The organism is Variovorax sp. JS1663 (assembly GCF_002157355.1).
Classification (GTDB): domain Bacteria; phylum Pseudomonadota; class Gammaproteobacteria; order Burkholderiales; family Burkholderiaceae_C; genus Variovorax.
Genome location: NZ_LYMK01000015.1, coordinates 87,635 through 112,571 on the forward strand (window position 1 = coordinate 87,635; position 24,937 = coordinate 112,571).

30 protein-coding genes and 3 tRNA genes are annotated in these 24,937 nt (G+C 64.4%); 24 read left to right on the forward strand and 9 right to left on the reverse strand.

The features are described 5' to 3' along the window. Window positions 1–49: 49 nt before the first annotated feature. Window positions 50–361, reverse strand: a complete 312-nt coding sequence (locus A8M77_RS14760; RefSeq protein WP_143694607.1) for a transcriptional regulator — start codon at window positions 359–361, stop codon at window positions 50–52. Here A8M77_RS14760 and A8M77_RS14765 point away from each other — a divergent pair. After that, window positions 360–587, forward strand: a complete 228-nt coding sequence (locus A8M77_RS14765) for a hypothetical protein (RefSeq protein WP_086922261.1) — start codon at window positions 360–362, stop codon at window positions 585–587. The two genes, A8M77_RS14760 and A8M77_RS14765, sit on opposite strands and share 2 nt — an antisense overlap. Window positions 588–596: 9 nt before the next feature. Here the strand turns inward: A8M77_RS14765 and A8M77_RS14770 are convergent, their stop codons facing one another. Then, window positions 597–782: a hypothetical protein gene (locus tag A8M77_RS14770; protein WP_086922262.1), complete on the reverse strand. Its 186-nt coding sequence runs from the start codon at window positions 780–782 to the stop codon at window positions 597–599. Window positions 783–877: 95 nt separating this feature from the next. Between A8M77_RS14770 and A8M77_RS14775 the strand changes: the two genes are divergently transcribed. The 6 genes from A8M77_RS14775 to A8M77_RS35210 all read left to right on the forward strand — a co-directional run bounded on the left by A8M77_RS14775 (window position 878) and on the right by A8M77_RS35210 (window position 5,988). After that, a complete protein-coding gene (locus tag A8M77_RS14775) occupies window positions 878–1,306 on the forward strand; it encodes a bacteriophage CI repressor (protein WP_143694608.1) in 429 nt (142 codons plus the stop codon). Between the two features lie 132 nt (window positions 1,307–1,438). Beyond that, window positions 1,439–2,281 carry a DUF3800 domain-containing protein gene (locus tag A8M77_RS14780; RefSeq protein WP_238136827.1) on the forward strand — a complete coding sequence of 281 codons (843 nt, stop codon included), beginning with the start codon at window positions 1,439–1,441 and terminating at the stop codon, window positions 2,279–2,281. A gap of 278 nt (window positions 2,282–2,559) precedes the next feature. Then, window positions 2,560–2,868, forward strand: coding sequence for a hypothetical protein (locus tag A8M77_RS14785; protein ID WP_086922264.1), 309 nt, complete (start codon window positions 2,560–2,562; stop codon window positions 2,866–2,868). A gap of 2 nt (window positions 2,869–2,870) precedes the next feature. Next, entirely contained in the window at window positions 2,871–3,644 is a 774-nt protein-coding gene (locus A8M77_RS14790) for an SGNH/GDSL hydrolase family protein (protein WP_086922265.1), read from the forward strand. Between the two features lie 128 nt (window positions 3,645–3,772). Continuing rightward, window positions 3,773–4,792 carry a P63C domain-containing protein gene (locus A8M77_RS14795; protein WP_158100933.1) on the forward strand — a complete coding sequence of 340 codons (1,020 nt, stop codon included), beginning with the start codon at window positions 3,773–3,775 and terminating at the stop codon, window positions 4,790–4,792. Between the two features lie 152 nt (window positions 4,793–4,944). Continuing rightward, complete coding sequence (locus A8M77_RS35210; RefSeq protein ID WP_143694609.1) at window positions 4,945–5,988, forward strand: hypothetical protein; 1,044 nt, start codon at window positions 4,945–4,947, stop codon at window positions 5,986–5,988. Between the two features lie 205 nt (window positions 5,989–6,193). Here A8M77_RS35210 and A8M77_RS37240 read toward each other — a convergent pair whose 3' ends face one another. After that, a complete protein-coding gene (locus A8M77_RS37240) occupies window positions 6,194–6,703 on the reverse strand; it encodes an Arc family DNA-binding protein (RefSeq protein WP_086922268.1) in 510 nt (169 codons plus the stop codon). Window positions 6,704–6,854: 151 nt separating this feature from the next. Here A8M77_RS37240 and A8M77_RS14810 point away from each other — a divergent pair, with 151 nt between their 5' ends. The 8 genes from A8M77_RS14810 (at window position 6,855) to A8M77_RS14845 (ending at window position 10,813) form a co-directional block, all read left to right on the forward strand. Then, entirely contained in the window at window positions 6,855–7,046 is a 192-nt protein-coding gene (locus A8M77_RS14810) for a hypothetical protein (protein WP_086922269.1), read from the forward strand. Between the two features lie 89 nt (window positions 7,047–7,135). Then, window positions 7,136–7,522, forward strand: coding sequence for a hypothetical protein (locus A8M77_RS14815; RefSeq protein ID WP_086922270.1), 387 nt, complete (start codon window positions 7,136–7,138; stop codon window positions 7,520–7,522). Continuing rightward, window positions 7,519–8,214, forward strand: a complete 696-nt coding sequence (locus tag A8M77_RS14820) for a hypothetical protein (RefSeq protein WP_086922271.1) — start codon at window positions 7,519–7,521, stop codon at window positions 8,212–8,214. Before A8M77_RS14815 ends, A8M77_RS14820 begins: the two co-directional genes overlap by 4 nt. After that, window positions 8,211–8,891 (forward strand): hypothetical protein, encoded by a 681-nt coding sequence (locus A8M77_RS14825; protein WP_086922272.1) that lies wholly within the window; start codon window positions 8,211–8,213, stop codon window positions 8,889–8,891. The genes A8M77_RS14820 and A8M77_RS14825 overlap by 4 nt, the downstream gene beginning before the upstream one ends. After that, window positions 8,888–9,091 carry a hypothetical protein gene (locus A8M77_RS14830; protein ID WP_086922273.1) on the forward strand — a complete coding sequence of 68 codons (204 nt, stop codon included), beginning with the start codon at window positions 8,888–8,890 and terminating at the stop codon, window positions 9,089–9,091. The genes A8M77_RS14825 and A8M77_RS14830 overlap by 4 nt, the downstream gene beginning before the upstream one ends. Further along, complete coding sequence (locus A8M77_RS14835; RefSeq protein WP_086922274.1) at window positions 9,088–9,468, forward strand: hypothetical protein; 381 nt, start codon at window positions 9,088–9,090, stop codon at window positions 9,466–9,468. Before A8M77_RS14830 ends, A8M77_RS14835 begins: the two co-directional genes overlap by 4 nt. 56 nt (window positions 9,469–9,524) lie before the next feature. Further along, window positions 9,525–9,905, forward strand: coding sequence for a hypothetical protein (locus A8M77_RS36440; RefSeq protein WP_192871618.1), 381 nt, complete (start codon window positions 9,525–9,527; stop codon window positions 9,903–9,905). Window positions 9,906–9,925: 20 nt separating this feature from the next. After that, the gene (locus A8M77_RS14845) at window positions 9,926–10,813 is read left to right on the forward strand and encodes a tyrosine-type recombinase/integrase (RefSeq protein WP_158100934.1); all 888 of its coding nucleotides are present in this window, start codon (window positions 9,926–9,928) and stop codon (window positions 10,811–10,813) included. A gap of 80 nt (window positions 10,814–10,893) precedes the next feature. Here A8M77_RS14845 and A8M77_RS14850 read toward each other — a convergent pair. From A8M77_RS14850 to hrcA, 3 genes are all read right to left on the reverse strand, one after another. Beyond that, window positions 10,894–10,970, reverse strand: a tRNA-Arg gene (locus A8M77_RS14850). Between the two features lie 60 nt (window positions 10,971–11,030). Beyond that, window positions 11,031–11,107 (reverse strand) — tRNA-Ile (locus tag A8M77_RS14855). 36 nt (window positions 11,108–11,143) lie between these two features. Continuing rightward, window positions 11,144–12,148: a heat-inducible transcriptional repressor HrcA gene (hrcA, locus tag A8M77_RS14860; protein ID WP_086922276.1), complete on the reverse strand. Its 1,005-nt coding sequence runs from the start codon at window positions 12,146–12,148 to the stop codon at window positions 11,144–11,146. A gap of 28 nt (window positions 12,149–12,176) precedes the next feature. Here hrcA and A8M77_RS14865 point away from each other — a divergent pair, with 28 nt between their 5' ends. The 3 genes from A8M77_RS14865 to rapZ all read left to right on the forward strand — a co-directional run bounded on the left by A8M77_RS14865 (window position 12,177) and on the right by rapZ (window position 15,829). Further along, window positions 12,177–13,073: an NAD kinase gene (locus A8M77_RS14865; RefSeq protein WP_086922277.1), complete on the forward strand. Its 897-nt coding sequence runs from the start codon at window positions 12,177–12,179 to the stop codon at window positions 13,071–13,073. 139 nt (window positions 13,074–13,212) lie between these two features. Further along, entirely contained in the window at window positions 13,213–14,895 is a 1,683-nt protein-coding gene (gene recN, locus A8M77_RS14870; protein ID WP_086922278.1) for a DNA repair protein RecN, read from the forward strand. Window positions 14,896–14,950: 55 nt separating this feature from the next. Beyond that, window positions 14,951–15,829: an RNase adapter RapZ gene (gene rapZ, locus A8M77_RS14875; protein WP_086922279.1), complete on the forward strand. Its 879-nt coding sequence runs from the start codon at window positions 14,951–14,953 to the stop codon at window positions 15,827–15,829. Here rapZ and mutY read toward each other — a convergent pair. The 3 genes from mutY to mutM form a co-directional block, all read right to left on the reverse strand. Next, a complete protein-coding gene (gene mutY, locus A8M77_RS14880; RefSeq protein WP_238136832.1) occupies window positions 15,826–16,860 on the reverse strand; it encodes an A/G-specific adenine glycosylase in 1,035 nt (344 codons plus the stop codon). The genes rapZ and mutY overlap by 4 nt on opposite strands. Before the next feature lie 25 nt (window positions 16,861–16,885). Then, window positions 16,886–18,847 carry a dynamin family protein gene (locus tag A8M77_RS14885; protein WP_086922281.1) on the reverse strand — a complete coding sequence of 654 codons (1,962 nt, stop codon included), beginning with the start codon at window positions 18,845–18,847 and terminating at the stop codon, window positions 16,886–16,888. A 71-nt stretch (window positions 18,848–18,918) separates the two neighbouring features. Beyond that, window positions 18,919–19,734, reverse strand: coding sequence for a bifunctional DNA-formamidopyrimidine glycosylase/DNA-(apurinic or apyrimidinic site) lyase (mutM, locus tag A8M77_RS14890; RefSeq protein WP_086922282.1), 816 nt, complete (start codon window positions 19,732–19,734; stop codon window positions 18,919–18,921). An 81-nt stretch (window positions 19,735–19,815) separates the two neighbouring features. Here mutM and A8M77_RS14895 point away from each other — a divergent pair, with 81 nt between their 5' ends. The 6 genes from A8M77_RS14895 to A8M77_RS14920 all read left to right on the forward strand — a co-directional run bounded on the left by A8M77_RS14895 (window position 19,816) and on the right by A8M77_RS14920 (window position 24,918). Then, window positions 19,816–21,642 (forward strand): tetratricopeptide repeat protein, encoded by a 1,827-nt coding sequence (locus A8M77_RS14895; RefSeq protein WP_086922283.1) that lies wholly within the window; start codon window positions 19,816–19,818, stop codon window positions 21,640–21,642. Further along, a complete protein-coding gene (locus tag A8M77_RS14900) occupies window positions 21,639–22,133 on the forward strand; it encodes a lipoprotein insertase outer membrane protein LolB (RefSeq protein WP_086922284.1) in 495 nt (164 codons plus the stop codon). Before A8M77_RS14895 ends, A8M77_RS14900 begins: the two co-directional genes overlap by 4 nt. Continuing rightward, on the forward strand, window positions 22,130–22,993 hold the full coding sequence (gene ispE / locus A8M77_RS14905) for a 4-(cytidine 5'-diphospho)-2-C-methyl-D-erythritol kinase (protein ID WP_086922285.1): 864 nt from the start codon (window positions 22,130–22,132) through the stop codon (window positions 22,991–22,993). Before A8M77_RS14900 ends, ispE begins: the two co-directional genes overlap by 4 nt. Before the next feature lie 69 nt (window positions 22,994–23,062). Further along, window positions 23,063–23,139: transfer RNA gene (locus tag A8M77_RS14910), tRNA-Gln, on the forward strand. A 68-nt stretch (window positions 23,140–23,207) separates the two neighbouring features. Then, window positions 23,208–24,182 carry a ribose-phosphate pyrophosphokinase gene (locus A8M77_RS14915; RefSeq protein WP_086922286.1) on the forward strand — a complete coding sequence of 325 codons (975 nt, stop codon included), beginning with the start codon at window positions 23,208–23,210 and terminating at the stop codon, window positions 24,180–24,182. A gap of 82 nt (window positions 24,183–24,264) precedes the next feature. After that, a complete protein-coding gene (locus A8M77_RS14920; protein ID WP_086922287.1) occupies window positions 24,265–24,918 on the forward strand; it encodes a 50S ribosomal protein L25/general stress protein Ctc in 654 nt (217 codons plus the stop codon). Window positions 24,919–24,937 lie beyond the last annotated feature (19 nt).

The window sequence follows — 24,937 nt, forward strand, 5'->3', positions numbered from 1 at the left end:
ACGCGCAGCCAGTAGACAAAGTGAAACGCCCAGAGCACAGCGCGCCGCATCAGTCGGCCTCCTCGAAAATCAGCTTGGCCGGAGAGGTCTGGCTCAACGCCTTCTCCCAAAGGATCTGGTAGGCCTCGAAGGTCCGTTCATCGACACACCGGAAGGAGGACGGCACGCACTTGATCCCTAAGTGCGCGAGGAACAGCAACACCTCGTCGAGGCGCTCGTTCTTGATCCTGCTCACCGTGGATTCCGACAGCCCCATGGCCGAGGCAACACCTGCAGCGCGGCCAGGTTCAGCAAGAGCACGGGCCGCGAGCACCGCGCCCTTTCTGGCTCTTTCAGCGGGTGAAGGCGAGACTGCCGACATGACTTACCGCCCTGCCCTCGCGGCCAACGACACCGACCTGATCCACAGCTCGACGCGAACCTTCCTGAGCACGAACGCCACCGGTGACGGCAAGACCGCGCAGGTGAAGCTGCGCGTGACGCGCCTGGACATCCGGTGGGAGGACGGTGATGTGGGTGTGCGCTTCAGCGCGCATGCGACGGATGTGTCACCGACGCGGACGCGGCCGAGCCGGCACGTCAGGTAGGTGGCCACGTCAGGCGCTCTCTGCCGCAACCGGCCGGCGCACCAGGAAGAGATCGGGGTGATCCACCTTCACCTGCGCAGGAATGCCGCGCTTGAGCCAGTTGGTGACGCGCTGGGCGCCTCCAATGCCGTACCCGAGTCGCTTGGCCAGTCGCGTGGGGCCGCCGAGTTGCCTGATGAGGTCTGCATCTTTCATGGTGCTCAGATTAAACGCCATGTTAGCTCTTTTGGCAACACTACGTGTATTCACGCAGCGTTTAAATCCTTCACAATCGAGCCATGCACCCCTCGATGCAGCGCCTCCTCGAATACGCGATCAAGACGACCAAGGGAGAGGCGCGTCCGATCACCGACGAGAGCTCACTGCGGCAGCGCCTCAATGTCAGTTCTGGGGCCTTTACCAACTGGAAGAGCCGCGGGCTATCGAAGGAAGGTGCCATCGCAGCCGAGGCAGAGTTCGGATGCTCGGTGAACTGGTTGTTGACCGGCATCGGAGACGAGACCGCGAAGACCTCGCCTGGCCTGGCTTCGGCAAATCTGGCGAGCATGTCGGGGCCGGCCATCACAAACGCCATGCGCGTCGTCTTCTCAGCGTTGGGGTCGCTCCACGGCCTCCCCCTCTCCCAGGCTCAGAACGCCATCAGGTATGCGCTCGACCATCCATCAGAGTGGCGGGCTGCGGCGGCTACGGTCGAGCAGCTTTTGGGGCAGAAGGGCTGACCGGCTCAAGATGCTGGTAGACGTGCGAGAGTGCAGGGTTGCCAGCAAGGCAAATGGAGCAACGGACGCTGCACGTAGCTCCCGCCGAATGTGCGGCGCCGACCGACGACAATTCGATCACTAGGAGGCGCTGTGTTAGAAAGAAGGCGAGAAGAACAGCTTGGGCTATTCGCGGCGGAGCATCAGCCCCTCGGCAAGACAGACGATGCAGTCCAGGCGGGCAGTCGGGACAGCAGCTACGTTGTTTACGTCGACGAAAGCGGCGACCACAGCATGGTCAAGGTCGACGCTAACTACCCCGTCTTCGTGCTCGCCTTTTGCGTTTTCCACAAGAAGTACTACTCGGAAAATGTGGTCCCTGCAGTAGAGAAGTTCAAGTTCAGACACTTCGGCCACGATCAGGTGGTACTGCACGAGCGCGAGATCCGAATGGGCTCCGGTGAATTCAATTTCTTCCGCAACAGGGAGCACCACCAGGCGTTCATCGAAGACCTCACTTCGATCATCGACTCGTCTAACTTCATCCTGATCTCATGCGTGGTCGATAAGACCAAGCTGGCCGGGCAGAAAGAGCTACCTGAAAATCTGTACCACCTCGCGCTGGGCCAGTGCCTGGACTCCCTGTATGACTTCTTGAAAGAGAAGAACCAAGAGGACCTGCGCACGCACATCGTGGTGGAATGCCGCGGGCACAAAGAGGACAGAGACTTAGAGCTTGAGTTTCGGCGAATCTGCGACAGCGCCAACAGGACCGGCGGAAGGCTGCCGTACAACATCGTGTTCGCGGACAAGAAGGCTAATGCCCATGGTCTGCAACTGGTGGACTTGGTGGCGCGACCTATTGGCATCCACACCGTTCGTCCCCACCAGTCCAACCGCGCCTTCGACATCTTGAAGGCCAAGTTCTACTGTGAGGGCGGGCGTAGAACCGCCGGCGCGGGCTACGAGAAATTCGGCCTGAAACGCTATCCATAGCCCCAAAAAAGCGAAAGGCCCCGATGAAACTCACCAGGGCCTAGCGCCGACCGGGAACCCCCAATCCACTTGCAGCAAGTATAGCGTTGCTGTACGAGCATGTGCAACGAATGATGGACGGTCCATCGCTGATCGTTTGTACAGCTAACGATCGATTCTGGCCACTGAAGCCGCACGCGTTCTGCACGATTGGCCACTCGCAATTCACATGACGTTGACCAATGACATCACACGGTGTTTAATTCGCTTCGCCGCCCATCCTGGGCGATGGAGTGGAAATGGACACGGTCACACACACGAACTTTGAAGCCGCCGCACGCGATGCGCTGAGCAAGCACAACTGGCGTTCTGCCGCCCTGCTCTTCACCGAGGCCGCCGCCGGGATCCCGGACGACGTGAACGGCTTCCCGCCGGCTCGTGCAAATGGATTGCGCCGCGATGCCCATCTGGCGCTCTGCCGCACCGAGGAGTTCAAGAACTACCGCGAGAACGCGCGCAAACGTGGATGCCGCGACTTCCGCGCCGAGTGGGAGCAGCCATCCGGCGATCTTGTCACCCGCCTCCTGATGCCTAAGCGGAGGGCCTGACCATGCTGCTCGACCTCATCCTGTCGTCGCGCCTGTTCAACTGGTTCTTCGGAACCATGCACGGCCGCGACGAGCGCGAGGACGTGGCACCAGCTCGCGTCCTCTCCGCCCTCGCGCTCGCAGCCGTTGCTGGCTGCAGTGGGGGCTGCGGCGGTGGTGGCGGCGGAGGCAGCAGCGCGCCGATCGCCATGCTGCCCGCACCGTCCAATCCGGATCCGCGGCCCGAACAGCCCATCAAGCCGCCGCCGGTGTGCACGGTCTGGCTGGAGGGTGATTCGATCCTGCACGGCTCCAGCCTCGCCGGTCGCCTGGCTGAGCCCCCAGCCGCAGCCATCAAGCGCATGCGGCCGATGTACACGGTCACGGACCGCAGCGTTCCAGGCAACTACGTGAACCTGCGCATTCCCGGCTTCCTGGCCGAGCCGCTCGACGCCCGGTTCGTGGTGCTGCAGTTCGGCATCAACGACGGCGGCCAGGGCTTCGACTACCGCGAGCCGCTGCGCGCCATGGTGCAGCGCGTGAAGGCGCTCGGGAAGACGCCGATCATCACGGGCCTGTCGCGGGTGCGCGGTGCGCCGCTGTGGCGTGATGCCTACGACGCCCTGGCGCGGCACGTCGCACAGGAGGAAGGCGCCCTCTTCGCGGACTGGGGCACGGCGGCGTTCGATCCGGCCGACATGGCCGACGACGTGCACCCAGGCCAGTCGTACAGCACGCGGCTTATCGAGCAACTGGTGCGCGCGTTGGACAGGGCCGCCCCGGAGTGCGTGCCCTAAGCAAACCTGTTGGATGTGATGGAGTGCGGCAGAGAAAAAGCTAGCTGAATTTAGCGACCATCACTTCTTTTGCTTGCTTTCTCAATTTTCCACCGATAATGCATGCACTTCAACCATCAGGTGCTTGCATGAGCGACGAAAAGCAGATCACAGGCCGAGCGCGCGGAGGCGCAGCCCGAGCGGCAAAACTCTCCCCGCAGCGGCGATCCGAGATTGCAAGCATCGCGGCTAGAGCGAAGCATCATGCCGATGAAGCGCCTTCTGATGCCCTAGATCGTCTTCCGATAGCTACACATGGGTCTCTCGATCGACCTGTACGCATCGGAGAGGTCGAGATTCATTGCTATGTGCTTCCGGACGAGACTCGAGTTCTCGCGCTGCGGGGCCTCCATTCGGCCTTGGGTATGTCGCACGGCGGCGGCCAAGGTGGCGTGCGCAAAATTGCTGCTTTGATGGAGCGATTCGAGAAAAAGGGCATACCAATCAAAGACTTAGCCGCGCGCGCAAATTCTCCGATCCGCTTCATTCCGCCACACGGCGGCAACCCGGCAGCAGGCTACGAAGCCACACTACTGCCCGATATTTGCTCGGCGATCCTGAAGGCTTCTCAGATGGGCATCCTGGACGCTCGGCTGAACTACCTGGCACAGCGCGCCGAGATGCTGCAGCACGGGTTTGCCACGCTCGGCATCATCGCTTTGGTGGATGAAGCCACGGGCTTCCAAGAGATTCGCGCAAAGGATGCCCTGCAGGCTTATCTTGAGCGCTTCATCCGCAAAGAGTTGGCTGCGTGGGTGCAACGGTTCCCACTTGAATTCTTCCGAGAGCTCTACCGGTTGAAGAAGTGGCCATGGAATGGATCGTCGAGGCGTCCCGGTGTGGTTGGACTCTACATCAAGGACTTGGTATACGAACGCCTTGGCCCTGGGGTACTCGCTGAGCTTGAGCGCAAGAATCCGAGCGATGGCCGCGGCCAACGAAAGGCCAGACATCATCAGTGGCTTACGGAAGACATTGGGAACACCGCCCTTTCCCAGCACATGTTTGCTCTCATTGGCTTCATGAGGGCAGAGGAAGATTGGGACTCGTTCAAGGCGAGGTTTCACCGCGCGTTCCCGAAGAAAGGCGACAACCTGCCGTTGCTGTAGCTCGACACGAGTTGCCCCAACACCCAGCCCGCCCTGAGCGGGCTTTTTTCATGCCCGTCACCGTCTCCATGAGCCGGGAGCCGAACTGATGGCACGTTGATAGCACATTGATGGCAGTATCACGGGCGTGATTGGCCATTGACTGGATGGGCATGGAAGATCTATCGCATTGGGATTTTGCAGAACACTTCAAGGCAAAGGAGATCGCCGAGTTGATCGTTGGAATTCCCCCTGAGAAGAACACCGGACTTTTTGGAGTGATGGGCGAAGAAGCGAGATTTGTGGCGAAAATCACGCCGATTCTTCGCCGAATGGAGCGCGCCTATATCGGCGCCGGCAATCTTTTGAATGCAGCTGCGACATGGGGCGGCGATGCCAAAGAAGGTTTGCGCTCGTTTTCAGCCAATCCCACGTATCTAGAGTCTGAGCCCATGACACGAGTCCGAAGTACAGGTTCGGGCTATGGGTTGTCTCTTTTTGCAGAAGACCTCCCGCCTTTCGATGACGCCAATTTCGAAAGAGAAGAAGTACGACGCTGGCTCATAGCAATCGGAATGAAATCAGTTTATTCCTTTGCGGTTCCTGAGCAAGAAGCGTTGGGCGCCTCCCGAGGGCCCAACAGGGACATGTTCTCCCGGCTGGGAGACGATCGAGAAGAACTCCATCAATGGCTGATAATGGACACATGGCCGATGGAGGCTGCCATGTTCTTGATCGCTGGAGTGATCCCAGCCAAGATTTATGAAGGTTTTGGGTATTTTAAAGTTGAGGGCGGGGTGCTGCACAACGACAAGGGGGACAAGGATGCACGCATAGCCCAGATCGAGAGTCTGGAACGTCTTTGGAAATCCAATCCGGCACATCCTGCGGCCGCGCCTCCAAAGTACTTTTTTGACTGGGCGGCATCCAAGGGCATCGGCATCTCGTGGCTTGACGCAGCGAAGAAGGCTGGATATTTCCAGGAGGGGTCACCCAAGGCTAGCGAACCCAATCCTATTCACCCTAAGGTGCAAAAAACCCTTCTCACTATCATCGCAGTGCTCTGCAAAGAGGCCAAGCTGGACTACACCAAGCCGGCAAAAACCGCCGGGCTAATTCAGAGCCTTGCTGAGGGCATGGGAGTTTCAATCGGCGAGACCACCATAGAAGGACACCTCAAGAAGATTCCAGATGCTCTTGAAAGCCGTATGAAATAAGGCTCTCGAAGGGCAGTTGCCCCTCCCAGATAGGCAACTGCCCTTCTTTCGTGCCAAGCTACCGCACAGTTCGCCCATACCGCAGCACAGGAGGTGCACCGCGGGTTGGAACGGAGCGAGGATGGAAGCAATTGCAACTATCGGCCGGCAGAATCTACGCCGAGGTCAGCGCGGCGCTGCGCGCTACTTTGAGGTAGGCGTGAAGTCAGAGCTTGGGTTCTTTGCGACCCAGCTTCACGTCAGCTACGCGGTCCGCATCCAACTGCTGCTGAAGACGGCCTTCTTGGCGCCGGAGAGCGCTAGCGAGATCCTTGGACTCCTTGTCATCGGCCGCCCGCCGCATGATCTTGGAGGCGGCTTCCTCAAGACCGACGCTGCCCGGCGCCTTCAGAGCGCGCGCAAATTCATAGGCATTCGCAAGTGCTTCGGTGCGACGGTCCTCGGGGACAAGCTCAAACAGCCGAACGACGTTGCTCGCCAACATCGTCCGCACCGTCCCCATCACAAACTGATCAGCCTCGAAGTTAAGCACGGCGTTGCGCAACGCGTTCTCAAACTGCTCTTGGGTCACGTAGCCGGTCGGAAGGTCAAAGCTGCTTTCCAGGCGGGCCACGATCTCAGCATTCATCGAGCGATTGTTCGCCTTGGCTACCTCAGCGATGCGCTCGCGCATGCCCTCCGGGAAGCGAACGATGTACTTGTCCCCCGCTTGCATGGTTGAGCCTCTGGGCTTAGCAGATTCCGTCATCCCCCGAGCTTAATGGCTAAATGCCATAACTCAACAATGGCACATAGCCATTATGTATTTGCGTACAGCTTGCTTGGGTAGCCATAATTTAGCCATCATGGCTAACAGCCATCAAATCATGAGCACAAGCAGCGACAAGCATCTCAAACCTGTCCAGGTCCGCATGAAGGCGGAAACTCACCGCTGGATCCACGAGCAGGCCAAAGCTCAGGAGCGCTCGGCGAACTGGATCATCAACCGCGTCCTGGAGCAGGCCCGCCTTCAGCAACTGACCAGGAACAGCGAGGGGGACGCGATGAGCAACGGCTGAATCAGCACCCCCAAAAAGTCGGCCCCTCCGAGCAGATGAGAGCGCTCAAAGGGGCCTAGATCCGGAAACCCTACCAAGGAAACCAAATCATGGTTGAGTCTATCGCGCGCCCGCGTCAGGGCGCAACAACTGTCACCGCGGCAGCTACCGCGGTCGCCGCCTCTACCACTGTCCCGGCCACGTCGATCGAGAACGAGGAACGCAAGGCGCCCACTCCTGTTGATCTCGAATCCGACATCAGCGCAGCCCTCGACATTTCGAGGCTGGTGCAATGGATCGTGGCCGCGCAGCAAGCCTGCCGTGATGTCAATTTCCATTGCAAGCACAGCGAAGAGTTCGCCGCGAAGTGCGAGATGTACAAGATCGACGCTCCTGCGTGGGACGGTTTCGAATCGACTGCACTGATCACCGTCCTCAGGCACCAAGAGGTCAACCTGAGCGCCGTCCTGGCTCATCTGGAAGGCGGTGCAGCATGAGCACCACCACCCTCACACGCCCCGCCAAGCCCGTCCGCAAGAACGCCGTACACGCGCCATCCACCGACGCCAACAACCGGAAGGCACGGCTGGCGACCCTGCAGGCAGCATTGAGAGAGGCCGACGAAAAACTCGAGGCTGCCTACGACCGCGCAGAACGTGGCGAGCCCTATGAAGTGCTGCTCGGCCATGTCGCGCACGACCTGCTGATCGGCGATGCGCTCGCGATGCTGGACGACTCGCCGACACGGGCTCATGCCGCCGCCAACTTCGAAGCGCTCTTCAAGCCACTGGCCGCGCTCCAGGGCACGATCGCACTCGCTCAGGGTTCTGGCATCGAAGGAACGCTGAAAGAGGCATTCGACCTGCTCGACCGGGTGCAGGACGAACTCGACTGCTGCGCGGAGCTTCCGAAGCTGCTGCCCGAGCAAAGCCCCCAGGAGCCGGACCGCGAACGGTCCACCTGGATTGACGTTGACTGTGTTGACGGGACCCTCAACGGGGCGCTGATCCTGCTCGACATGGCTAGCGAAGCATGTCAATTCCAGTACGGCAACGCTGAATCGTGCGCCCAAGCTCAAGATCGTCTCGTCATGCTGATCAGGGCTAGCGGCAACGAACTCCGGGAGGCACGTGATCAGTTGGATTCCATCGTCAAGGACATGATGGACGAGAGGGCAGTTGCAGCATGACAGCCGCCGCGATCACTGTCGAGGCCGGCGTGGAGTATGAAGCCGGCACCAGCGGAGACATCCACCTGGGCCGCCCTGAGGCTCTGATCGCCTCCGGCATCATCGACGCCGCGAAGGTGCCGGGTGCCCCAGGCATGCCGAAGAGTTCCATCACGTTCATCGACGGCGTGCCGCAGCCCCGCGGCACCAAGCCAAAGCACGATGAACGCTGGATGCAGGCGACCATGATCGGCCGGCAGCTTCGCGTCTCCAAGGGCATCAGCGACGCGGAGCGTACCCGGCGCGAGCAGCAGCGTGCGCAGGAACTCGAAGACCTGGCGCGCACCGCGCCGAAGAAGGACATCGGACGCGAGGAGGCGGCCAAGCAATTGCGCGGCGCCAGCGCCATCTTCAACGTCGGTGATTCCGTGTTGGCCAATGGCTACCCGGCCATGGTTTGCGAGGGCTACGGGCTGTGCGCGGTCAAGGCCGAAGACGGTGAGTTCGTCGCCAGCGATGGCGTTCGCATCGAATACCGCTGGGGCTACACCTGCCGCTATCGCAGTGGTGAAGAGTTCTTCTTCGCAGCCCACCAAGTTACGGCCCCCAAGGACGAGCACCGTCCAGGACATCTGCGCTTGGTTGCTGGAGCGAAGCCCGCACCCAGGCCCGTGTTGGCTCTCAGGAGCCAGGCATGAGCAGCACCCCGCGCAAGCGCACCCTGCACCTGGTGCCCAAGCCCGAGGGCACGATCGACGCCGACATGGTCGCCTTCACGGTAATGGAGTACATCGACCAGACCTATCCGGTCCTGTGGGAGGGACTGCCGAAGATCGCACGGGTCAACGTCCGGAACACGATCGTGCGGGCCGTGCAGCAAGCTGGGAAGCCTACATGAGGACGGACCCGCGCGCCGCGTGCGCGAACGCCGAGGAGCGCTTCATCTGGGCCTTCGTGCACGATGCCATCTGCCATCCGCTCATGGCCATCACGAACTGGTCTCGGCTGTCCGTCCGATTCCACGACTGGACCTCCTGGCGGGCGTGGCCGCGTGTAGTTCCAGCTGCCGCCGATCCCGTCATGCCTCTGCCCAGCCGGCACCATGGTCCGCTGGAGGTTCGCAGCCTGGGCCCAGGCATCTATGCCGTCCGCCACCCAGCAATCAATCACACGCTGCACACCTACGCGAAGGACGGCATCGAGGCCGTCGAGATCGCAGAACGCTGGTTCGACTCGCTCGCAGAGGTGGGCATCCACCCGGACGGGTTGCGATGAGCGGCCCGCTCCTGCCACGGGTCGTCCGCCACCGCGACGCCCCGGGGTACTGCGGCATGGACCGCAACCGCTTCGACGCCGAGGTGCGCCCTGCCCTCACAGAAATCCCCATCGGCCATCGCGGCATCGCCTTCGACAGGCACGAACTCGACGCCTGGCTTGACGCGTATATTGCCGAGCGTGGACGCCCGAGTCGCGCAAGGAAAGGAGAAACCCAATGCGAACTCGGACAAAAGGGATCCAGCTCTTCGGAAGCGAGCGGGTCGTCAACAAGCAGTACCTTGGCCAAAGGATCTTCCAGCGGCTCGGCGAGATCTCGCAGGACGATGCAGAAGCCTGGCTTCGGCGTCGCCAGCTCGAAATCGACGACGAGCGGGCAAAGCAACTTCGAGCAGGCGCTGATCGCCTGTGGGCAGATGGGGCGGCAAAGTATCTGATGGAGTGCCGGCACCGCGGCGTGCGCTCCCTGGAGACCATCAGCTACCACGTCAAGATCCTGCTGCCCTACATCGGCAAGATGCCGATGGGCGAAATCTGCAATGACTCGCTGGAGACCTTCAAGGCGCAGCGGATCGACGAGGACGAGGCGAAGAACTCGACCGTCAACCGCAGCCTGGAGGTGGTGCGGACAGTGATGAACCGCGCGGCCCGGGTATGGCGCGACAACGGCCGGCCCTGGCTGCCGTCCCCGCCGCTGATCGAGATGCTGGATGAAGATGCGCAGCGGAGACCGCCGTATCCGCTGTCCTGGGCAGAGCAGGCCAAGCTGATTCCGGTGCTCGCGACCCACCTTCAGCGGCCAGTGCTTTTCGCGCTCAACACCGGCGCCCGTGACGACAACGTGTGCGGCCTGCGGTGGAGCTGGGAAGTGCCGGTTCCGGAGTTGGAACGCAGCGTGTTCGTGATTCCGGCGGCTGAGTTCAAGGGGAAGCGCGACCATGTGCTGATCCTGAACGACGCGGCCTGGAAGATCGTGGAGTCGTGCAGGGGGAAGCATCCGGAATACGTGTTCACCTACCGCCCGCCGTCGAAGAAGAAGCCAGACGGCAAGCGGCAGGAACTGCCCAGGCGACGGATCGGGACGCTGAACAACACGGGTTGGCAGCGCGCGCGAGCGGAGATCGGGCTGGAGAAGGTGCGGGTACACGACCTTCGCCACACCTTCGGCCAGCGGCTGCGGGATGGAGGGGTGTCGGAAGAGGACCGCGCCCTGCTCCTGGGGCACGCGATCGAGGGGATGCCGCAGCACTATGCGACGGCGACCGTGGGAAGGCTGGTGGAGGCCGCGAACAAGGCGACCAACACCTTCGACCGCACGACGCTGCTGCGGGTGGTGAACGGGTAGGCGTTAGAAGAAAGTCGCGCAGAAAGTCGCGCAAAAGAGAAGAGGGTCAGTCCGTCCTCACGGGCTAACCCTCTGAAAAGTGGTGCGGCTGGCAGGATTCGAACCCACGACCCCTTGGTTCGTAGCCAAGTACTCTATCCAACTGAGCTACAGCCGCACAGCTTGCGATTATAGCATGCCTACGCGGGGCTGTTCCTATAAATGCGCCGAAGCGCGGTGGTAGGCCGTGCTGGGCTTGAACCAGCGACCAACGGATTATGAGTCCGCTGCTCTAACCAACTGAGCTAACGGCCCACGCAGGCCGGATTCTAGTGGGGCGGCTGAAGGGCGCTATTTGCGGTGCGACAAAGCGTTCGAAACCAGCCGGGAGGTGATATCCACGATCTGGATCATGCGGTCGTAGTGCATGCGCGTCGGTCCGATGACACCGAGCGTGCCGACCACTTCGCCGTCCACCTCGTAATTCGCACTCACGATCGAGAGATCCTCGAAGGGCACGACCTGGCTCTCCCCGCCGATGAAAATGCGCACGCCCTCGGCTTGGCTCGACACGTCCAGCAGGCGCAGCAATTGAGCTTTCTGCTCGAACAGATCGAAGGCGCGACGCAGGTGGCTCATATCGCTGGAGAAGTCGGTGACGGACAGCAGGTTGCGCTCGCCCGCGATCACCACCTCGTCCTGCGCTTGCGTCAGCACCTCGGAGCTTACCTGCACGGCCGCCTGCATGAGCGCCGCAATCTCGCCGCGCAACTGCTCCATCTCGGATTGCAGGCGGTCGCGCACCTGCTCGATCGACAGGCCTGCGAAGTGCGTGTTGATGTAGTTCGAGGCCTCGACCAGTTGCGACTGCGAATAGTCGACCTCGGGAAAGATGACCCGGTTCTGCACGTCGCCGTCGGGCGACACAATGATCACCAGCAAACGGCGTTCCGACAGCCGCAGAAACTCGATTTGGCGGAACACCGAGGCGCGGCGCGGCGCCATCACGACGCCGACGAACTGCGAGAGGTTCGACAGCAAGGTCGCCGCATTGGCAATCACCTTCTGAGGCTGATCCGGGGCGATGCTTTGCGCAGTGAAATCTTCGCGCTGCGCGGTCAACATGGTGTCGACGAACAATCGATAGCCGCGCGCCGTCGGCACGCGGCCCGCGGAGGTGTGGGGGCTCGCGATCAACCCGAGCCCTTCGAGGTCGGACATCACATTGCGAATGGTTGCGGGCGACAGTTCCAGCCCCGACGCCCGGGACAGCGTGCGGGAGCCCACCGGCTGCCCGTCGGCAATGTAGCGCTCGACCAATGTCTTGAGCAGCAACTTGGCGCGTTCGTCCAGCATTGAAAGATTTTAGTGTTGTAATTTACGAATGACATCCAGCTTCCGGCGCGTGGCATTGATCGGCAAGTACCAGGCCACGGGCGGGCGGGCGCAGGCCGGCGCGCCGGACGAAGTCATGGAGGACATCGGCGCCTTTCTCGAATCGCAGGGCTGCGAAGTCGTCGTGGAACAGGCGTCAGGCAGCGAAGCCGCGCAGACCCGCCATGCAGCGCTGTCGGTCGAGGAGATAGGCCGGCAATGCGACTTGGGGCTGGTGGTCGGCGGCGATGGCACCATGCTCGGCATCGGGCGCCATCTGGCCTGCTACGGCCTGCCGCTGATCGGCATCAACCGCGGCCGGCTCGGCTTCATCACCGACATCTCGCTGAATGACTACCGCACGGCGCTGACGCCCATGCTGGCCGGCGAATACGAGGAGGATCACCGCAGCCTGATGCAGGCCAAGGTGATGCGCGATGGCGCCCCCGTCTTCCATGCGCTCGCCATGAACGACGTGGTGGTCAACCGCGGCGCCACCTCGGGCATGGTCGAGCTGCGGGTGACGGTGGGCCATCATTTCGTGGCCAATCACCGTGCCGACGGCATCATCGTGGCCTCCCCCACTGGCTCCACCGCCTATGCGCTGTCCGCCGGCGGTCCGCTGATGCACCCCGCGGTGCCGGGCTGGGTGATGGTGCCCATCGCGCCCCACTCGCTGTCGAACCGGCCGATCCTCCTGCCCGACGCGGACGAGGTCTCGATCGAACTGGTGAGCGGCCGCGACGCCAGCGCCAATTTCGACATGCAATCTCTGGCCTCGCTGGCGATCGGCGACCAGGTCGTGGTACGGCGCTCCGACTATCGCGTGCGCTTCCTGCACCCTCGCGGCTGGAGCTATTTCGACACGCTGCGCAAGAAACTGCACTGGAACGAAGGAGGTTCCTGATCCATGAGCCGCACGGCCGTTCTGAAGGCGAATACCGCAGCCGCAGGCGAAGGTACTCCAGTGAGCCCGCACGCTCGATCTGTTCATCGCTCGCCGTACGCTTGCCGCGAGCCCCTGGCGCATCCGGGCGGGTATTGAGATGGCACTGCGTCGCATCGCCTTGCGCGATTTCGTGATCGTGCGCGCGCTCGAGCTCGACTTGGCCTCGGGCTTCACCGTGCTCACCGGGGAGACCGGCGCCGGGAAGTCGATCCTGATTGATGCCCTTCAATTGGCGCTGGGCAACCGCGCGGACGCCGGCGCCGTGCGTGAAGGCGCCGACCGGCTGGAGGTCAGCGCGGAATTTGACGCCGATCCGTCCCTGGCGGCCTGGTTGGACGAGGGCGGCTTCGAGTCCGGCGACGTCTTACTGCTGCGCCGGACCGTCGATCTCCAGGGCCGCAGCCGCGGCTGGATCAACGGCGGCCCCGCCACTGCCACACAGTTGCGGGAACTCGGTGACCGGCTGCTGGACATTCACGGCCAGCATGCATGGCAGAGCCTGACGCGGCCCGAGGCCGTGCGCGGGCTGCTCGATGCCTATGCCGGTGCCGACGACAGCGCGCTCGGCGCGGCCTGGCAGAGCTGGCGCCAGGCCATCGCGACGCTGGAAAAGGCTCGTTCGGCGCAGGATTCTCTGCAGCGCGAGCGCGAGCGCCTCCAGTGGCAGGTGGGCGAGGTAGCGAAACTCGCGCCGGGCGCGGACGAATGGGAGGAGTTGTCGGCCACCCATACGCGCATCTCCAACGCGCAGGCGCTCATCGACGCGGCGCAGGGCGCCTCCAGCGCGCTGGAGGACGAGGAGCACGGCGCCCTCGCCGCGCTCGGCCGCGCCCTCACGCTGCTGCAGAACTGCGAGCACATCGAGCCGGCCTTCAAGGAACTGGGCGAGGTGCTGGCGTCGAGCGTGGCCCAGGCCTCCGACGCAGCGCATTCGCTGCACGGCTACCTGCGCGAGACCGACACCGATCCGCAGCGGCTTGCCGAGCTGGATGAGCGCATGGGCCTCTGGATGTCGCTCGCGCGCCGCTACAAGCGCCAACCGGCCGAGTTGCCGGCGCTGCTCGCCGGCTGGCAGGCCGAGCTGCAGACGCTGGATGCGCAAAGCGACCTGGAGGCCCTGGAGCGTGCCGAACAGGCTGCTCAGCAGGCCTATCTGAAGGAGGCGCGGGCCCTGGGCAAGGCCCGCAGGCAAGCCGCGCCTCGCCTGTCCCAGGCCGTCACTCAGGCCATGCAGGGGCTGGGCATGCAGGGGGGGCGCTTCGAAGTCAAGTTGGAAGCGCTGGCGGAGCCGGCCCGGCACGGGCTCGAGGAAGTCGCTTTCCTGGTCGCCGGCCACCCGGGCAGCACGCCGCGACCGATCGGCAAGGTGGCCTCGGGCGGCGAGCTTTCCCGCATCGCGCTCGCGATCGCCGTCACCACAAGCCAGCTTGGCGCGGCACAGACGCTGATCTTTGACGAGGTCGATGCCGGTGTCGGCGGGGCCGTCGCCGAGACTGTCGGCAGGCTGATGAAGCAGTTGGGTCGTGATCGCCAAGTGCTGGCCGTCACCCATCTGCCCCAGGTGGCCGCGTGCGCCAACCACCATCTTCTGGTCGCCAAGCACCAGACCAGCGCCAAGGTCCGCGCCGGCGTTCGCACCGAAAGCAGCGTGTCGGTGCTCGACGAGGACACGCGCGTCCGCGAGATCGCCCGCATGCTGGGCGGCGAACGCGTCTCCCAGACCTCGCTCGCACATGCACGTGAAATGCTGGGCAGGAAGGCGCCGGGGGTGTCGGCATGAGTCGCCGGGCCGCTCCCAAGGCGAATACCGCAGCGCACAGCGCGGAGGTTTTTCAATGAGCCTGGAACTGGTGCTGATCACCGGCATGTCCGGCTCCGGTAAGTCCGTGGCCCTGCATGCCCTCGAGGATGCGGGCTACTACTGCGTCGACAACCTGCCACCCGAGCTGCTCACGCCCTTCATCGCCCTGCAACGCGAGCGCCAGGCCGAGCGCGTGGCCATTGCGATGGATGTGCGCAGCGGCGTCTCGCTGCCGCTGGTGCCGCAGCAATTGGAGCTGCTGCGGCGCGAAGGCGTGTCGCTGCGCTCGCTGTTTCTTGATTCGACGACCGATGCCCTCGTGCGCCGCTATTCGGAGACCCGGCGCCGTCATCCGCTCTCGCGCCATGACGGCCGCACCGATGCGCCCGAACAGCAGCGGGTGCTCGTGCAGGCCATCGAGCTCGAGCGCGAGCTACTGGCCGAGCTGCGTGATGGCGCCGACGTGATCGACACCAGCCTCATCCGCCCCGCGCAGCTGCAGAGTTACATCAAGGCGCTGATCGCGGCGCCCGAAAGCACGCTCACGCTGGTGTTTGAGTCCTTCGCCTTCAAGCGCGGCGTGCCACTCGATGCCGACTACGTGTTCGACGTGCGCATGCTCCCAAATCCGCACTATGTGCCCACGCTGCGCCCCCTCACCGGCCGGGATGCACCAGTGATCGAGTGGCTGCGCGAACACGACGACGTCGCCCGCATGTACGGCGACATCGAGCAGTTCCTCCAGCGCTGGCTCGATGCCCTGGCGCGGGACCACCGCAGCTACGTGACGGTGGCGATCGGCTGCACTGGCGGCCAGCACCGCTCGGTGTTCCTGGTGGAACAGCTGGCGCGCGGTTTCGGCGCGCACTGGGCAGCGCTCAAGCGCCACCGCGAACTGGACGCGCTGGGCTAATCCTCCGTCAGCAGCTTGCGCACGGGGGCCGGCAACCCCAGCGCGGGCCACTCACCGGCCCCGAACCAACTGCCTGTTTCCGTGGGGGAATGCTCCGTCGCGAAGTGGGCCGAGACCGGGTGAAGATGCAGATCCTTGTGCGTCAGCACATGGACGAAGGCGCGGCCATCGTGCACCGTCCGGCGCGCGTCTGGCGCTAAGCGATCCACCAACGCGCTGCGGCTTTCATAGACAGGCAGGCAGTAGAGCCCGGCCCAGATGCCGCGCGAGGGGCGCTTTTCCAGCCAGACGCGCCCCTGCGCATCGCGCGCCTGCAGCATCCACAGCAACTGCGCGCTGCGCCGCAGCTTGCGCGTCTTGACCGGAAAGCGCTCGGGCTCCCCCATGCGCCGTGCCGCGCACAGCTCGCTCGCCGGGCAGATCATGCAGCTGGGCTTGCGCGGCAGGCAGACGGTCGCGCCCAGATCCATCAGGCCCTGGGTATACCCGGCGAGATCACCACGCTGCGCTGCCGGCGGCAGCAGTTCCGTCGCCAGGCCCCACAAGGCCTTTTCCTGTGCAGCCGCGGCCAGGTCGCCATCGAAGGCCAGCACCCGCGTGAGCACGCGCTTGACGTTGCCGTCGAGGATCGCAACTCGCTCGCCGAAGCAGAAGGCGGCAATGGCTGCAGCAGTCGAGCGGCCGATGCCAGGCAGCGTCTGCAGTTCAGCAGCCGTACGCGGAAAGGCACCGTCGAAGCGCGCAACCACCTCCTGCGCGCAGCGGTGCATGTTGCGCGCCCGGCTGTAGTAGCCCAGGCCGCTCCAGAGGCCGAACACCTCGTCCTCCGTGCCGGCGGCCAGCGCATCCACTGTCGGGAAGCGCTGGAGGAAGCGGGAAAAGTAGCCCAGCACGGTCGACACCTGGGTCTGCTGGAGCATCACCTCCGAGAGCCATACGCGATACGGGTCCTGCGTGTTCTGCCACGGCAACTCGCTGCGCCCGTGACTGCGCTGCCAGACGACGACGCGCGCGGCGAAGTCGGGCGGCAGTCGTTGCGCCGCCGGTCCAGGCTCGTCAGGCAGCACTGAGTTCGCTGCGCGCCGAGGCTGCGTTGGGCGCCTCGTTGCTGGTGAGCAGCGCGGTGAACTCGCGCAAGCGCACATGCAGTTCGGCCAGCCCGCTCTCCTGGGCGGCGAGTTCCGCGAGACGCTCGTCGAGGTTGCCCGCGGCGCTCTGGATGCGCTCGACCGCCTCGATGCGCTTGGTGAAGTTGCGGCGGCGCTCCTTCAGTTGCGCATCGAGCTGGGCGCCCGCGCCCTTGCTCCAGCGCTCCACCTCGGTCATCGCCGCCTCGTTGACCACGCGCAGCCGGCTGGCGAGCGCACGCACCAGCTTGTCGCAGAAATCCGGTTGGGCCAGCTTCAGCAAGTTGCCGATACCGAGGTAGTGGATATGGCTGCGCTCGATTTGGCTCAATTGTTCCTGGAAGCCCGCCAGATCCGGCTCGGCGGGCGCTTGCAGCGCGAAACCGTGTTCGGCATTGAGCTGGCGGAAAGTGGCATGTAGCATCGACTGGATTTCGGCCGTGGTCGCCTGCACTTCGCGCAGGTTGTTACGCAGCGCATCGAAGGTCGCACCGTACACCTTGCGCACGTTGAACTTGATGCCGGGCCGCTTGAGCGACGCCGACAGACGCGCCATGTCGGCCTTCAGTGCGGTACTGCCCAGGACCGCATAGACCTCGCGCAGCAGCTTGCCCTGGACCGAACGCAGCGCCAGGATGCGCGTGTTGCTGCCCTCGAATTCGCTCTGCTCCTGCTCTATGCGCGTGCGCATGTGGCGGATGACCGAGACGTTCTTGCCGCGCAGGCCCTGCAGCTCGAGCGCCTGCTCCGACAGATCGCGCTGGCGCACCTTGAGAATGCGCGCCGCCTCCGACTGCAGCGCTGCAATGCCGGCATCCACGGCCAGCCGCAGCATCCGCTCGCGCCGGCCCAGCAGCCCTTCGCCCAGCACCGCCTCGAGCGCCGGCAGCCGGCTCGCCTGCAACAACGGCACGTCGCGTCGGATCTTGGCCTGCAGCCCCTTTTGCGCGGACACAGGCAGCACCTGCGTCAGTGGCACGCCCAGCAGCTCGGCGGCGCCCTTGCGCTGGCGCTGGATCTGGGCATCGATCTGGGCGGGGGTGCTCAGCGTGTCCCACATGGTGTCGATCTTGTTGAGCACCACGATGCGCGTCTCGCCCGGGTCGCCCTCGGTGATCAGGTGCTCGCGCCAGATGGCCAGGTCCGAACGCGTCACTCCGGTGTCTGCGCCCAGGATGAACACCACGGCGTGGGCCTGCGGAATCAGGCTCACCGTCAGTTCGGGCTCGGCGCCGATCGCATTGAGGCCAGGGGTGTCGAGAATCACCAATCCCTGCTCAAGCAACGGATGCGGCATGTTCAGCAGCGCATGGCGCCAGCGCGGGATCTCGACCTGGCCTTCGGCGTCGGGCACCGGGTTGTCCTCGGGCGCCTCGTCGCTCCAGAAGCCGAGCGAGCGCGCTTCCTCCAGGGAAACGCGCCGGACCTCGGCCACCTTGTTCATCGTCTGCGAAAGCTGCTCGGCGTCTTCGACGTCGATCGGGATCTCGGTCCAGCGCTCGGCCTGGTCACGCCAGTGCGCAAGCGAATGCGGCTCCAGCCGGGTCTCGATCGGCAACAGGCGCAGGCAGGGCAGGAAGGCAGCGTCGTAGCCCAGCTCGGTCGGGCACATGGTCGTGCGGCCCGCGCTGGCCGGCATGATGCGGCGGCCGTAGGCGGCGAAGAAGATCGCATTGATCAGCTCGGACTTGCCGCGCGAGAACTCGGCCACGAAGGCCACCATGACCTTGCTGGTGCGCATCTGCGACTCCAGCTCGCGCAGCCGCTCCGCGACGCTCTGGTCCATGAGCTCGTTCTCGTCCAGCCAACGCGACAGCCACTTGAGGCGGTGCGCGAAGTTCCGTCGCCAGGCGCCATGCTGGTCGAACTGCTGATTGAAAGAGCGAGTCAAGGGCGTGTAAGGGTTGCTTACAAAATATTAGCACCCGCGCGGCGCTGACGAGGCAGTAGTCTGCCGGGCTTTCAGTACTTTTGACAGTTCGGGCAGAAATATGTGGAGCGCTGACCCTGCCTGATCTGCCTCACCGCGGTAGCGCACACCCTGCAGGGTTGGCCGGCACGGCCGTAGACGCTTGCTTCCAGCTGGAAATAGCCGCCCTGGCCGTCCACGTTCGAAAAGTCACGCAAGGTGCTGCCGCCCCGCGCGACGGCCCGTGCCAGGATCTCCCGTACCGCGGCATGCAGGCGCGCCGCGCGCGGACGGCTGATCCGCGAGGCCGGCAGGCTCGGACGGATGCCCGCGATGAACAGTGCCTCGGAGGCATAGATGTTGCCGACGCCCACCACCAGGTCGCCCGCAAGCAACACCTGCTTGATCGGGGCCTTGCGGCGCCGAAGTCCCTCATGAAAGCGCTCGACATCAAAGGAGGCCTCGAGAGGCTCCATGCCCAGGCCGCCCAGCAACTTGGCGGCCAGTGGCGCGTCCTCGTCCTGCGCGTAAACCACCGCACCGAAACGGCGCGGGTCGTTGAGCCGCAGCGTGCCTCGACTGGTCACCAGGTCGAAATGGTCATGCGTCCCGGGCGCAGGCAACTGGAGGTCGAAGCGCAGGCTGCCGGACATGCCCAGGTGCATCAGCAGCAAGCCAGAGTCCATGTCGACCAGGAGGTATTTGCCGCGCCTTCGCACAGCGCGCACCGTGCGCCCCACCAGCGCGGCGGGCTCCACCGCCAGCGCCCAGCGCAGCGGCTTGCCGAGGCGCACCGCTTCGATGCGCGCGCCTGCGATCCGTCCGGCAAAACCCAGCCGCGTCACTTCAACTTCGGGTAGTTCAGGCATGGAGGAAGGCTGACACGAAAACAAGACAGGATCGAACCCCCGCACGGCCATGGCTCGAAAACCTTGGATTATTATGGGTCGATGACCCCCTCGCCCCGCCGATCCCGCCTCGCGGCGGCCGTGCTTCTGGCCTTGATCACCCTGGCCGTGCAGGCGCAGCCCACCCTGCCCGCGCCTGCCGAACCGACCAGCCCTGCCCCCGTCATCGAACCGGCAGCCCCGCCTGTGACAACGCTGGCTGCGGCCACCCCACGCGACGAAGCAGTCCGGCCTTCGGCGATGACGGCAGAGCTCTTCTACGAAGTGCTGATGGGCGAGCTGACGGCGCGCTCCGGCGATCCCGGTTCCGGCTACGCGTTGGTACTCGATGCCGCACGGCGCTCGCGCGATGCCAGGCTCTTCCAGCGCGCTGTCGAAATCGCGCTGCAGGCGCGTTCCGGCGACGCCGCGCTGGCGGCGGCGCGTGCCTGGAAGGATGCGCTGCCGGCTTCGCGCGATGCGCGCCGCTTCGAGCTCCAGATCCTGATCGCGCTGAACCGCATCAGCGAAACCGTCGAGCCCCTCAAGGCCGAACTGGCCGCAACGCCGCAGGTGGAACGCCCCTTCCTGATGGCCATCATCGCCCGCAACTATGCCCGGGCCACCGACAAGAAGCTTGCGGTTTCGGTGGTCGAGCAGGCGCTCGCCGAGGAGCTCAAGAGCCCTGCCACCGGCGGTGCGGCCTGGAGCGCCATCGGCCGCCTGCGGCTGGCGGCAGGAGATGCCGGCGGCGCGCTCGAAGCGGCGCGCAAGGGCCATGAGATCGACCCCTCCGCCGACGCTCCGGCCCTGCTGGCCCTGGAACTGGTAGATCCTGGCCAGCCCGAGGCCGAGGCGCTGGTCAAGCGGTATCTCGCCGGCCCCAAGGTCCTTCCTGAGCTGCGCATCGCCTATGCGCGCGTGCTCGTGGAAGGACGCCGTTACACCGATGCGAGCGCGGAGCTCGCAGCGCTGACCCAGTCCCGCCCCGAATTGCCCGAGCCCTGGCTGCTGCTGGGCAGCCTGCAGACCCAGGCACGCCAGGACGCCGCCGCCGAAAGCTCGCTCAAGCGCTATATCGCGATGGCCGACACCCAGCGCGACAACCCCGAGGCACGCAGCCGCGGCCAGACGCAGGCCTTCATTCTGCTGGCACAGCTGGCGGAGCGGCGCAAGGACTTCGTCGGTGCCGAGCACTGGCTTTCACGCATCGACAGTACCGAGGACCTGGTCGCGGCGCAGACGCGGCGCGCGGCCTTGCTGGCCCGCCAGGGCAAGCTCCCGCAGGCCCGCGAGCTGGTGCGGGCACTGCCCGAGCGCAACGACGAGGACAAGAAGCAGAAGTTCTTGGCCGAGGTCCAACTGCTGCGCGACGCCAAGCAATACCAGGCCGCCTACGACATGCTGGCGCAAGCCAGCACGACCAAGCCCGAGGACACGGACCTGATCTACGACAAGGCGATGGTCGCCGAGAAGCTGAACCGCCTCGACGAAATGGAGCGCCTGCTGCGCCGCCTGATCGAGCTCAAGCCCGACAACCAGAATGCCTACAACGCCCTGGGCTACTCGCTGGCCGATCGCAAGATCCGCCTCGAGGAAGCGCGCACGCTGATCAGGAAGGCCGTGCAGCTCGCGCCAGAGGACCCGTTCATCGCCGACAGCCTCGGCTGGGTCGAGTTCAGACTGGGCAACACCGACGAGGCCATGCGCATCCTGGAAGCCGCCTACAAGCGCCGGCCCGATCCCGAGATCGGTGCACACCTGGGTGAGGTGCTATGGGTCAAGGGTCAGCGGGATCGTGCGCTGTCGATCTGGAAGGAAGCCTACCTGACCGACGCGGACAACGAGACGCTGCAGGAGACGCTCAAGCGCCTGCGCGTGAAGCTTTGAAGCGCCGCCTCTGCCTCGGCGCCGGCTGGGCCGGGCTGCTGTTCTTGACCGGCTGTGCGAGCCCCGGCGGCCGGCCGCGCGATGAGGCATCGGGACGGTCCTGGAGTGGGCGGCTCGCGCTGCGCGTCGACGGCGAGCCGGCGCAGACGTTCTCGGCTCTGTTCGAGCTGCGCGGCAGCCCGGAGACAGGCGAGCTCATCCTGACCAGCCCGATCGGCAACACCCTGGCCCAGTTGCACTGGGCGCCCGGCGAAGCCCTGCTGAAGAACGGCAGCGAGACGCGGCACTTCGATTCGGTCGACGCGCTGATCGAAGCGGCCACCGGCGCCGCTATCCCCGTTGGCGCCCTGTTCGACTGGCTGGCGGGCCGCGACGTGGGCGTCCCCGGCTGGCGGCCGGACCTGTCCCAGGTCGGCGCCGGCCGATTGCAGGCCACGCGCGAGTCGCCGCGGCCGCGGGCGGAGCTGCGCATCGTGTTCGAGCGCGCATGAAGGCCCTCTACGACCTTCCGGCACCGGCCAAGCTCAACCTGTTCCTGCATATTACGGGCCGGCGCGCGGACGGCTATCACCTGCTGCAGTCGGTGTTCATGCTGATCGACTGGTGCGACACGCTGCATGTCGAGGCGCGCAGCGACGGCCTGCTGAGCCGTGAGGACCTCGCGACCCCGCTGCCGCCCGAGGATCTGGTGCTGCGCGCCGCCCGCGCACTCCAGGCTGCGACAGGAACATCGCTGGGCGCAAACATCGGCATCGTCAAGCGGGTGCCCTCCCAGGCTGGCATGGGCGGGGGCTCATCGGACGCCGCTACCTGCCTGCTGGCACTCAATCGCTTGTGGGATCTGAAACTGCCGCTATCGAAACTGGAGCAGATCGGCCTGGCCCTGGGCGCCGACGTCCCTTTCTTCCTGCGCGGCCGCAATGCCTGGGTCGAAGGTGTCGGCGAACAGATCAGTCCGATCGAATTGCCTCCCGGCCGCTTCGCGGTCGTCAAGCCTGCAGAAGGCCTCGACACGCGCCTCATTTTTTCCGCACCCGATCTTCAACGTTCTACGCCAGCTGCTATACTCTCTGGCTTTGCTGCACACGTTGACTGCAACGAAGGCGAGACCCAAAGTCTTCACTTCGGTCACAACGATCTGCAGCCGGTTGCCGAGAGGCTTTGTCCCGCGGTCACCGAAGCCATCCGATGGCTCGGCGATCAAGGACTCGACGCTCGAATGACCGGCTCGGGAAGTTCGGTTTTCGCGGCCATGCCGTCGGACACGGAACTGAACCCGGCGCCTTCGGGCTGGCAGGTTCGCAAGTGCAGCAATCTGGGCTCTCATCCCCTTGTGGGTTGGGCGGTCTAGAAAGTCAGGCCACTTTTGTGGTTTGATGCGACATATATCGGTGGGTGGCTTCTGGCCACCAACCTGTGTAGGGGAGTCGCCAAGCTGGTTAAGGCACTGGATTTTGATTCCAGCATGCAAAGGTTCGAATCCTTTCTCCCCTGCCAAATCTTCATCGTTCACAAGAGTTAGTGGCGGCCCCTGACGGGCCATTTGCTTTTTTGCCGGGACGCTCATGCAGGCTCACCATCCTGATTTCATGGTTTTCACCGGCAATGCCAACCCGGGCCTTGCCGCCGAGATCGCGCAGAACCTGGGCACTTCGCTGGGTGCCGCCCGCGTCGGCCGCTTCTCCGATGGCGAGGTCACCGTCGAGATCAATCAGAACGTCCGTGCACGCGACGTGTTCGTGGTTCAGTCGACCTGCGCGCCGACCAACGAAAATCTGATGGAGCTGCTCATCATGGTCGATGCGCTCAAGCGCGCCTCGGCCGAGCGCATCAGTGCCGTGATCCCCTATTTCGGCTATGCCCGGCAGGACCGCCGCCCGCGTTCGAGCCGGGTGCCGATCTCCGCCAAGGTGGTGGCCAACCTGCTCGAGACCGTGGGCGTCGCGCGCGTGCTGACCATGGACCTGCACGCCGACCAGATCCAGGGCTTCTTCGACATCCCGGTCGACAACATCTATGCCTCGCCGGTGCTGCTGGGCGACCTGCGCCAGAAGAATTACGAGGATCTGATCGTCGTGTCGCCCGACGTGGGCGGCGTGGTTCGGGCCCGCGCGCTGGCCAAGCAACTCAACTGCGACCTCGCCATCATCGACAAGCGCCGTCCGCGCGCCAACGTGAGCGAGGTCATGCACGTGATCGGCGAGATCGACGGCCGCAACTGCGTGATCATGGACGACATGATCGACACCGCCGGCACGCTGGTGAAGGCGGCCGAGGTGCTGAAGGAACGCGGTGCCAAGAAGGTCTACGCCTACTGCACGCACCCCATCTTCTCGGGCCCCGCCATCGAGCGCATCGCCAAGGGCAGCGCACTCGACGAGGTGGTCGTGACCAACACGATCCCCCTCAACGACGGCGCGACGGGCTGCACCAAGATTCGCCAACTTTCGGTGGCGCCGCTGATCGCGGAGACGATCCAGCGCATCGCCAAGGGCGAGTCGGTCATGAGTTTGTTCTCGGATCAGGAAAACCTGTTCTGAGCAAAAAGCCGGGCGCCCTTCGCGGTGCCCTTTTTCGAAACCGGAGTCGCACTGGTCGCGGTCGACTTCCACAGGAGCAGTTATGAAATTCGTCGCTTTCGAGCGCGCCAAGCAGGGCACGGGTGCGAGCCGCCGTCTCCGCATCTCGGGCAAGACGCCCGGCATCGTCTACGGGGGTGAAGGCCAGCCCCAACTGATCGAGCTCGATCACAACGCGCTGTGGCATGCGCTGAAGAAGGAAGCCTTTCACTCGTCCATCCTCGAGATGGAACTGGGCGGCAACGTCAGCAAGGTGCTCCTGCGCGACGTGCAGTACCACCCCTTCCGTCCGCTCGTGCAGCACGTGGACTTCCAGCGCGTCGATGCCCGCACCCGCATGACCGTGAAGGTGCCGCTGCACTTCAAGGGCGAGGAAGAGTCCTCGGCCGTCAAGCTGGACCACAACCTAGTGAACCACGTGATGACCGACATCGAGGTCAGCTGCCTGCCGGGCGACCTGCCCGAGTTCATCGAGGTCGACCTGACCGGCCTGACCAACAACGCCACCCTGCACGTCAGCGACATCAAGCTGCCCAAGGGCCTGAAGTACATCAGCCACGGCAAGGGCAACCCGGTGGTGGTGTCGGCCGTGCCGCCGCTGGTCGCGGAAGAAGCCGCGCCTGCCGAAGGTGCCGGTGAAGCCGCTCCGGCGGCTGCCAAGACGGACGCCAAGGCCGCGCCCGCCAAGAAGAAGTAATCGCTTCTCGCGCTTCCCG

What these genes read in the sequence shown, in the direction of transcription:
- A8M77_RS14810 (WP_086922269.1), top strand. Translation starts at nt 6,855, where the DNA reads ATGAGCACAAGCAGCGACAAGCATCTCAAACCTGTCCAGGTCCGCATG.
- A8M77_RS14895 (WP_086922283.1), top strand. Translation starts at nt 19,816, where the DNA reads ATGACCCCCTCGCCCCGCCGATCCCGCCTCGCGGCGGCCGTGCTTCTG.
- A8M77_RS14920 (WP_086922287.1), top strand. Translation starts at nt 24,265, where the DNA reads ATGAAATTCGTCGCTTTCGAGCGCGCCAAGCAGGGCACGGGTGCGAGC.
- hrcA (WP_086922276.1), bottom strand. Translation starts at nt 12,148, where the DNA reads ATGCTGGACGAACGCGCCAAGTTGCTGCTCAAGACATTGGTCGAGCGC.
- recN (WP_086922278.1), top strand. Translation starts at nt 13,213, where the DNA reads ATGGCACTGCGTCGCATCGCCTTGCGCGATTTCGTGATCGTGCGCGCG.
- A8M77_RS14760 (WP_143694607.1), bottom strand. Translation starts at nt 361, where the DNA reads ATGTCGGCAGTCTCGCCTTCACCCGCTGAAAGAGCCAGAAAGGGCGCG.
- A8M77_RS14825 (WP_086922272.1), top strand. Translation starts at nt 8,211, where the DNA reads ATGACAGCCGCCGCGATCACTGTCGAGGCCGGCGTGGAGTATGAAGCC.
- A8M77_RS37240 (WP_086922268.1), bottom strand. Translation starts at nt 6,703, where the DNA reads ATGCAAGCGGGGGACAAGTACATCGTTCGCTTCCCGGAGGGCATGCGC.
- A8M77_RS14785 (WP_086922264.1), top strand. Translation starts at nt 2,560, where the DNA reads ATGGACACGGTCACACACACGAACTTTGAAGCCGCCGCACGCGATGCG.
- A8M77_RS36440 (WP_192871618.1), top strand. Translation starts at nt 9,525, where the DNA reads ATGGACCGCAACCGCTTCGACGCCGAGGTGCGCCCTGCCCTCACAGAA.
- A8M77_RS14915 (WP_086922286.1), top strand. Translation starts at nt 23,208, where the DNA reads ATGCAGGCTCACCATCCTGATTTCATGGTTTTCACCGGCAATGCCAAC.
- A8M77_RS14790 (WP_086922265.1), top strand. Translation starts at nt 2,871, where the DNA reads ATGCTGCTCGACCTCATCCTGTCGTCGCGCCTGTTCAACTGGTTCTTC.
- A8M77_RS14775 (WP_143694608.1), top strand. Translation starts at nt 878, where the DNA reads ATGCAGCGCCTCCTCGAATACGCGATCAAGACGACCAAGGGAGAGGCG.
- rapZ (WP_086922279.1), top strand. Translation starts at nt 14,951, where the DNA reads ATGAGCCTGGAACTGGTGCTGATCACCGGCATGTCCGGCTCCGGTAAG.
- A8M77_RS35210 (WP_143694609.1), top strand. Translation starts at nt 4,945, where the DNA reads ATGGAAGATCTATCGCATTGGGATTTTGCAGAACACTTCAAGGCAAAG.
- A8M77_RS14835 (WP_086922274.1), top strand. Translation starts at nt 9,088, where the DNA reads ATGAGGACGGACCCGCGCGCCGCGTGCGCGAACGCCGAGGAGCGCTTC.
- A8M77_RS14770 (WP_086922262.1), bottom strand. Translation starts at nt 782, where the DNA reads ATGAAAGATGCAGACCTCATCAGGCAACTCGGCGGCCCCACGCGACTG.
- A8M77_RS14795 (WP_158100933.1), top strand. Translation starts at nt 3,773, where the DNA reads ATGAGCGACGAAAAGCAGATCACAGGCCGAGCGCGCGGAGGCGCAGCC.
- A8M77_RS14820 (WP_086922271.1), top strand. Translation starts at nt 7,519, where the DNA reads ATGAGCACCACCACCCTCACACGCCCCGCCAAGCCCGTCCGCAAGAAC.
- ispE (WP_086922285.1), top strand. Translation starts at nt 22,130, where the DNA reads ATGAAGGCCCTCTACGACCTTCCGGCACCGGCCAAGCTCAACCTGTTC.
- A8M77_RS14815 (WP_086922270.1), top strand. Translation starts at nt 7,136, where the DNA reads ATGGTTGAGTCTATCGCGCGCCCGCGTCAGGGCGCAACAACTGTCACC.
- A8M77_RS14865 (WP_086922277.1), top strand. Translation starts at nt 12,177, where the DNA reads ATGACATCCAGCTTCCGGCGCGTGGCATTGATCGGCAAGTACCAGGCC.
- A8M77_RS14765 (WP_086922261.1), top strand. Translation starts at nt 360, where the DNA reads ATGACTTACCGCCCTGCCCTCGCGGCCAACGACACCGACCTGATCCAC.
- A8M77_RS14830 (WP_086922273.1), top strand. Translation starts at nt 8,888, where the DNA reads ATGAGCAGCACCCCGCGCAAGCGCACCCTGCACCTGGTGCCCAAGCCC.
- mutM (WP_086922282.1), bottom strand. Translation starts at nt 19,734, where the DNA reads ATGCCTGAACTACCCGAAGTTGAAGTGACGCGGCTGGGTTTTGCCGGA.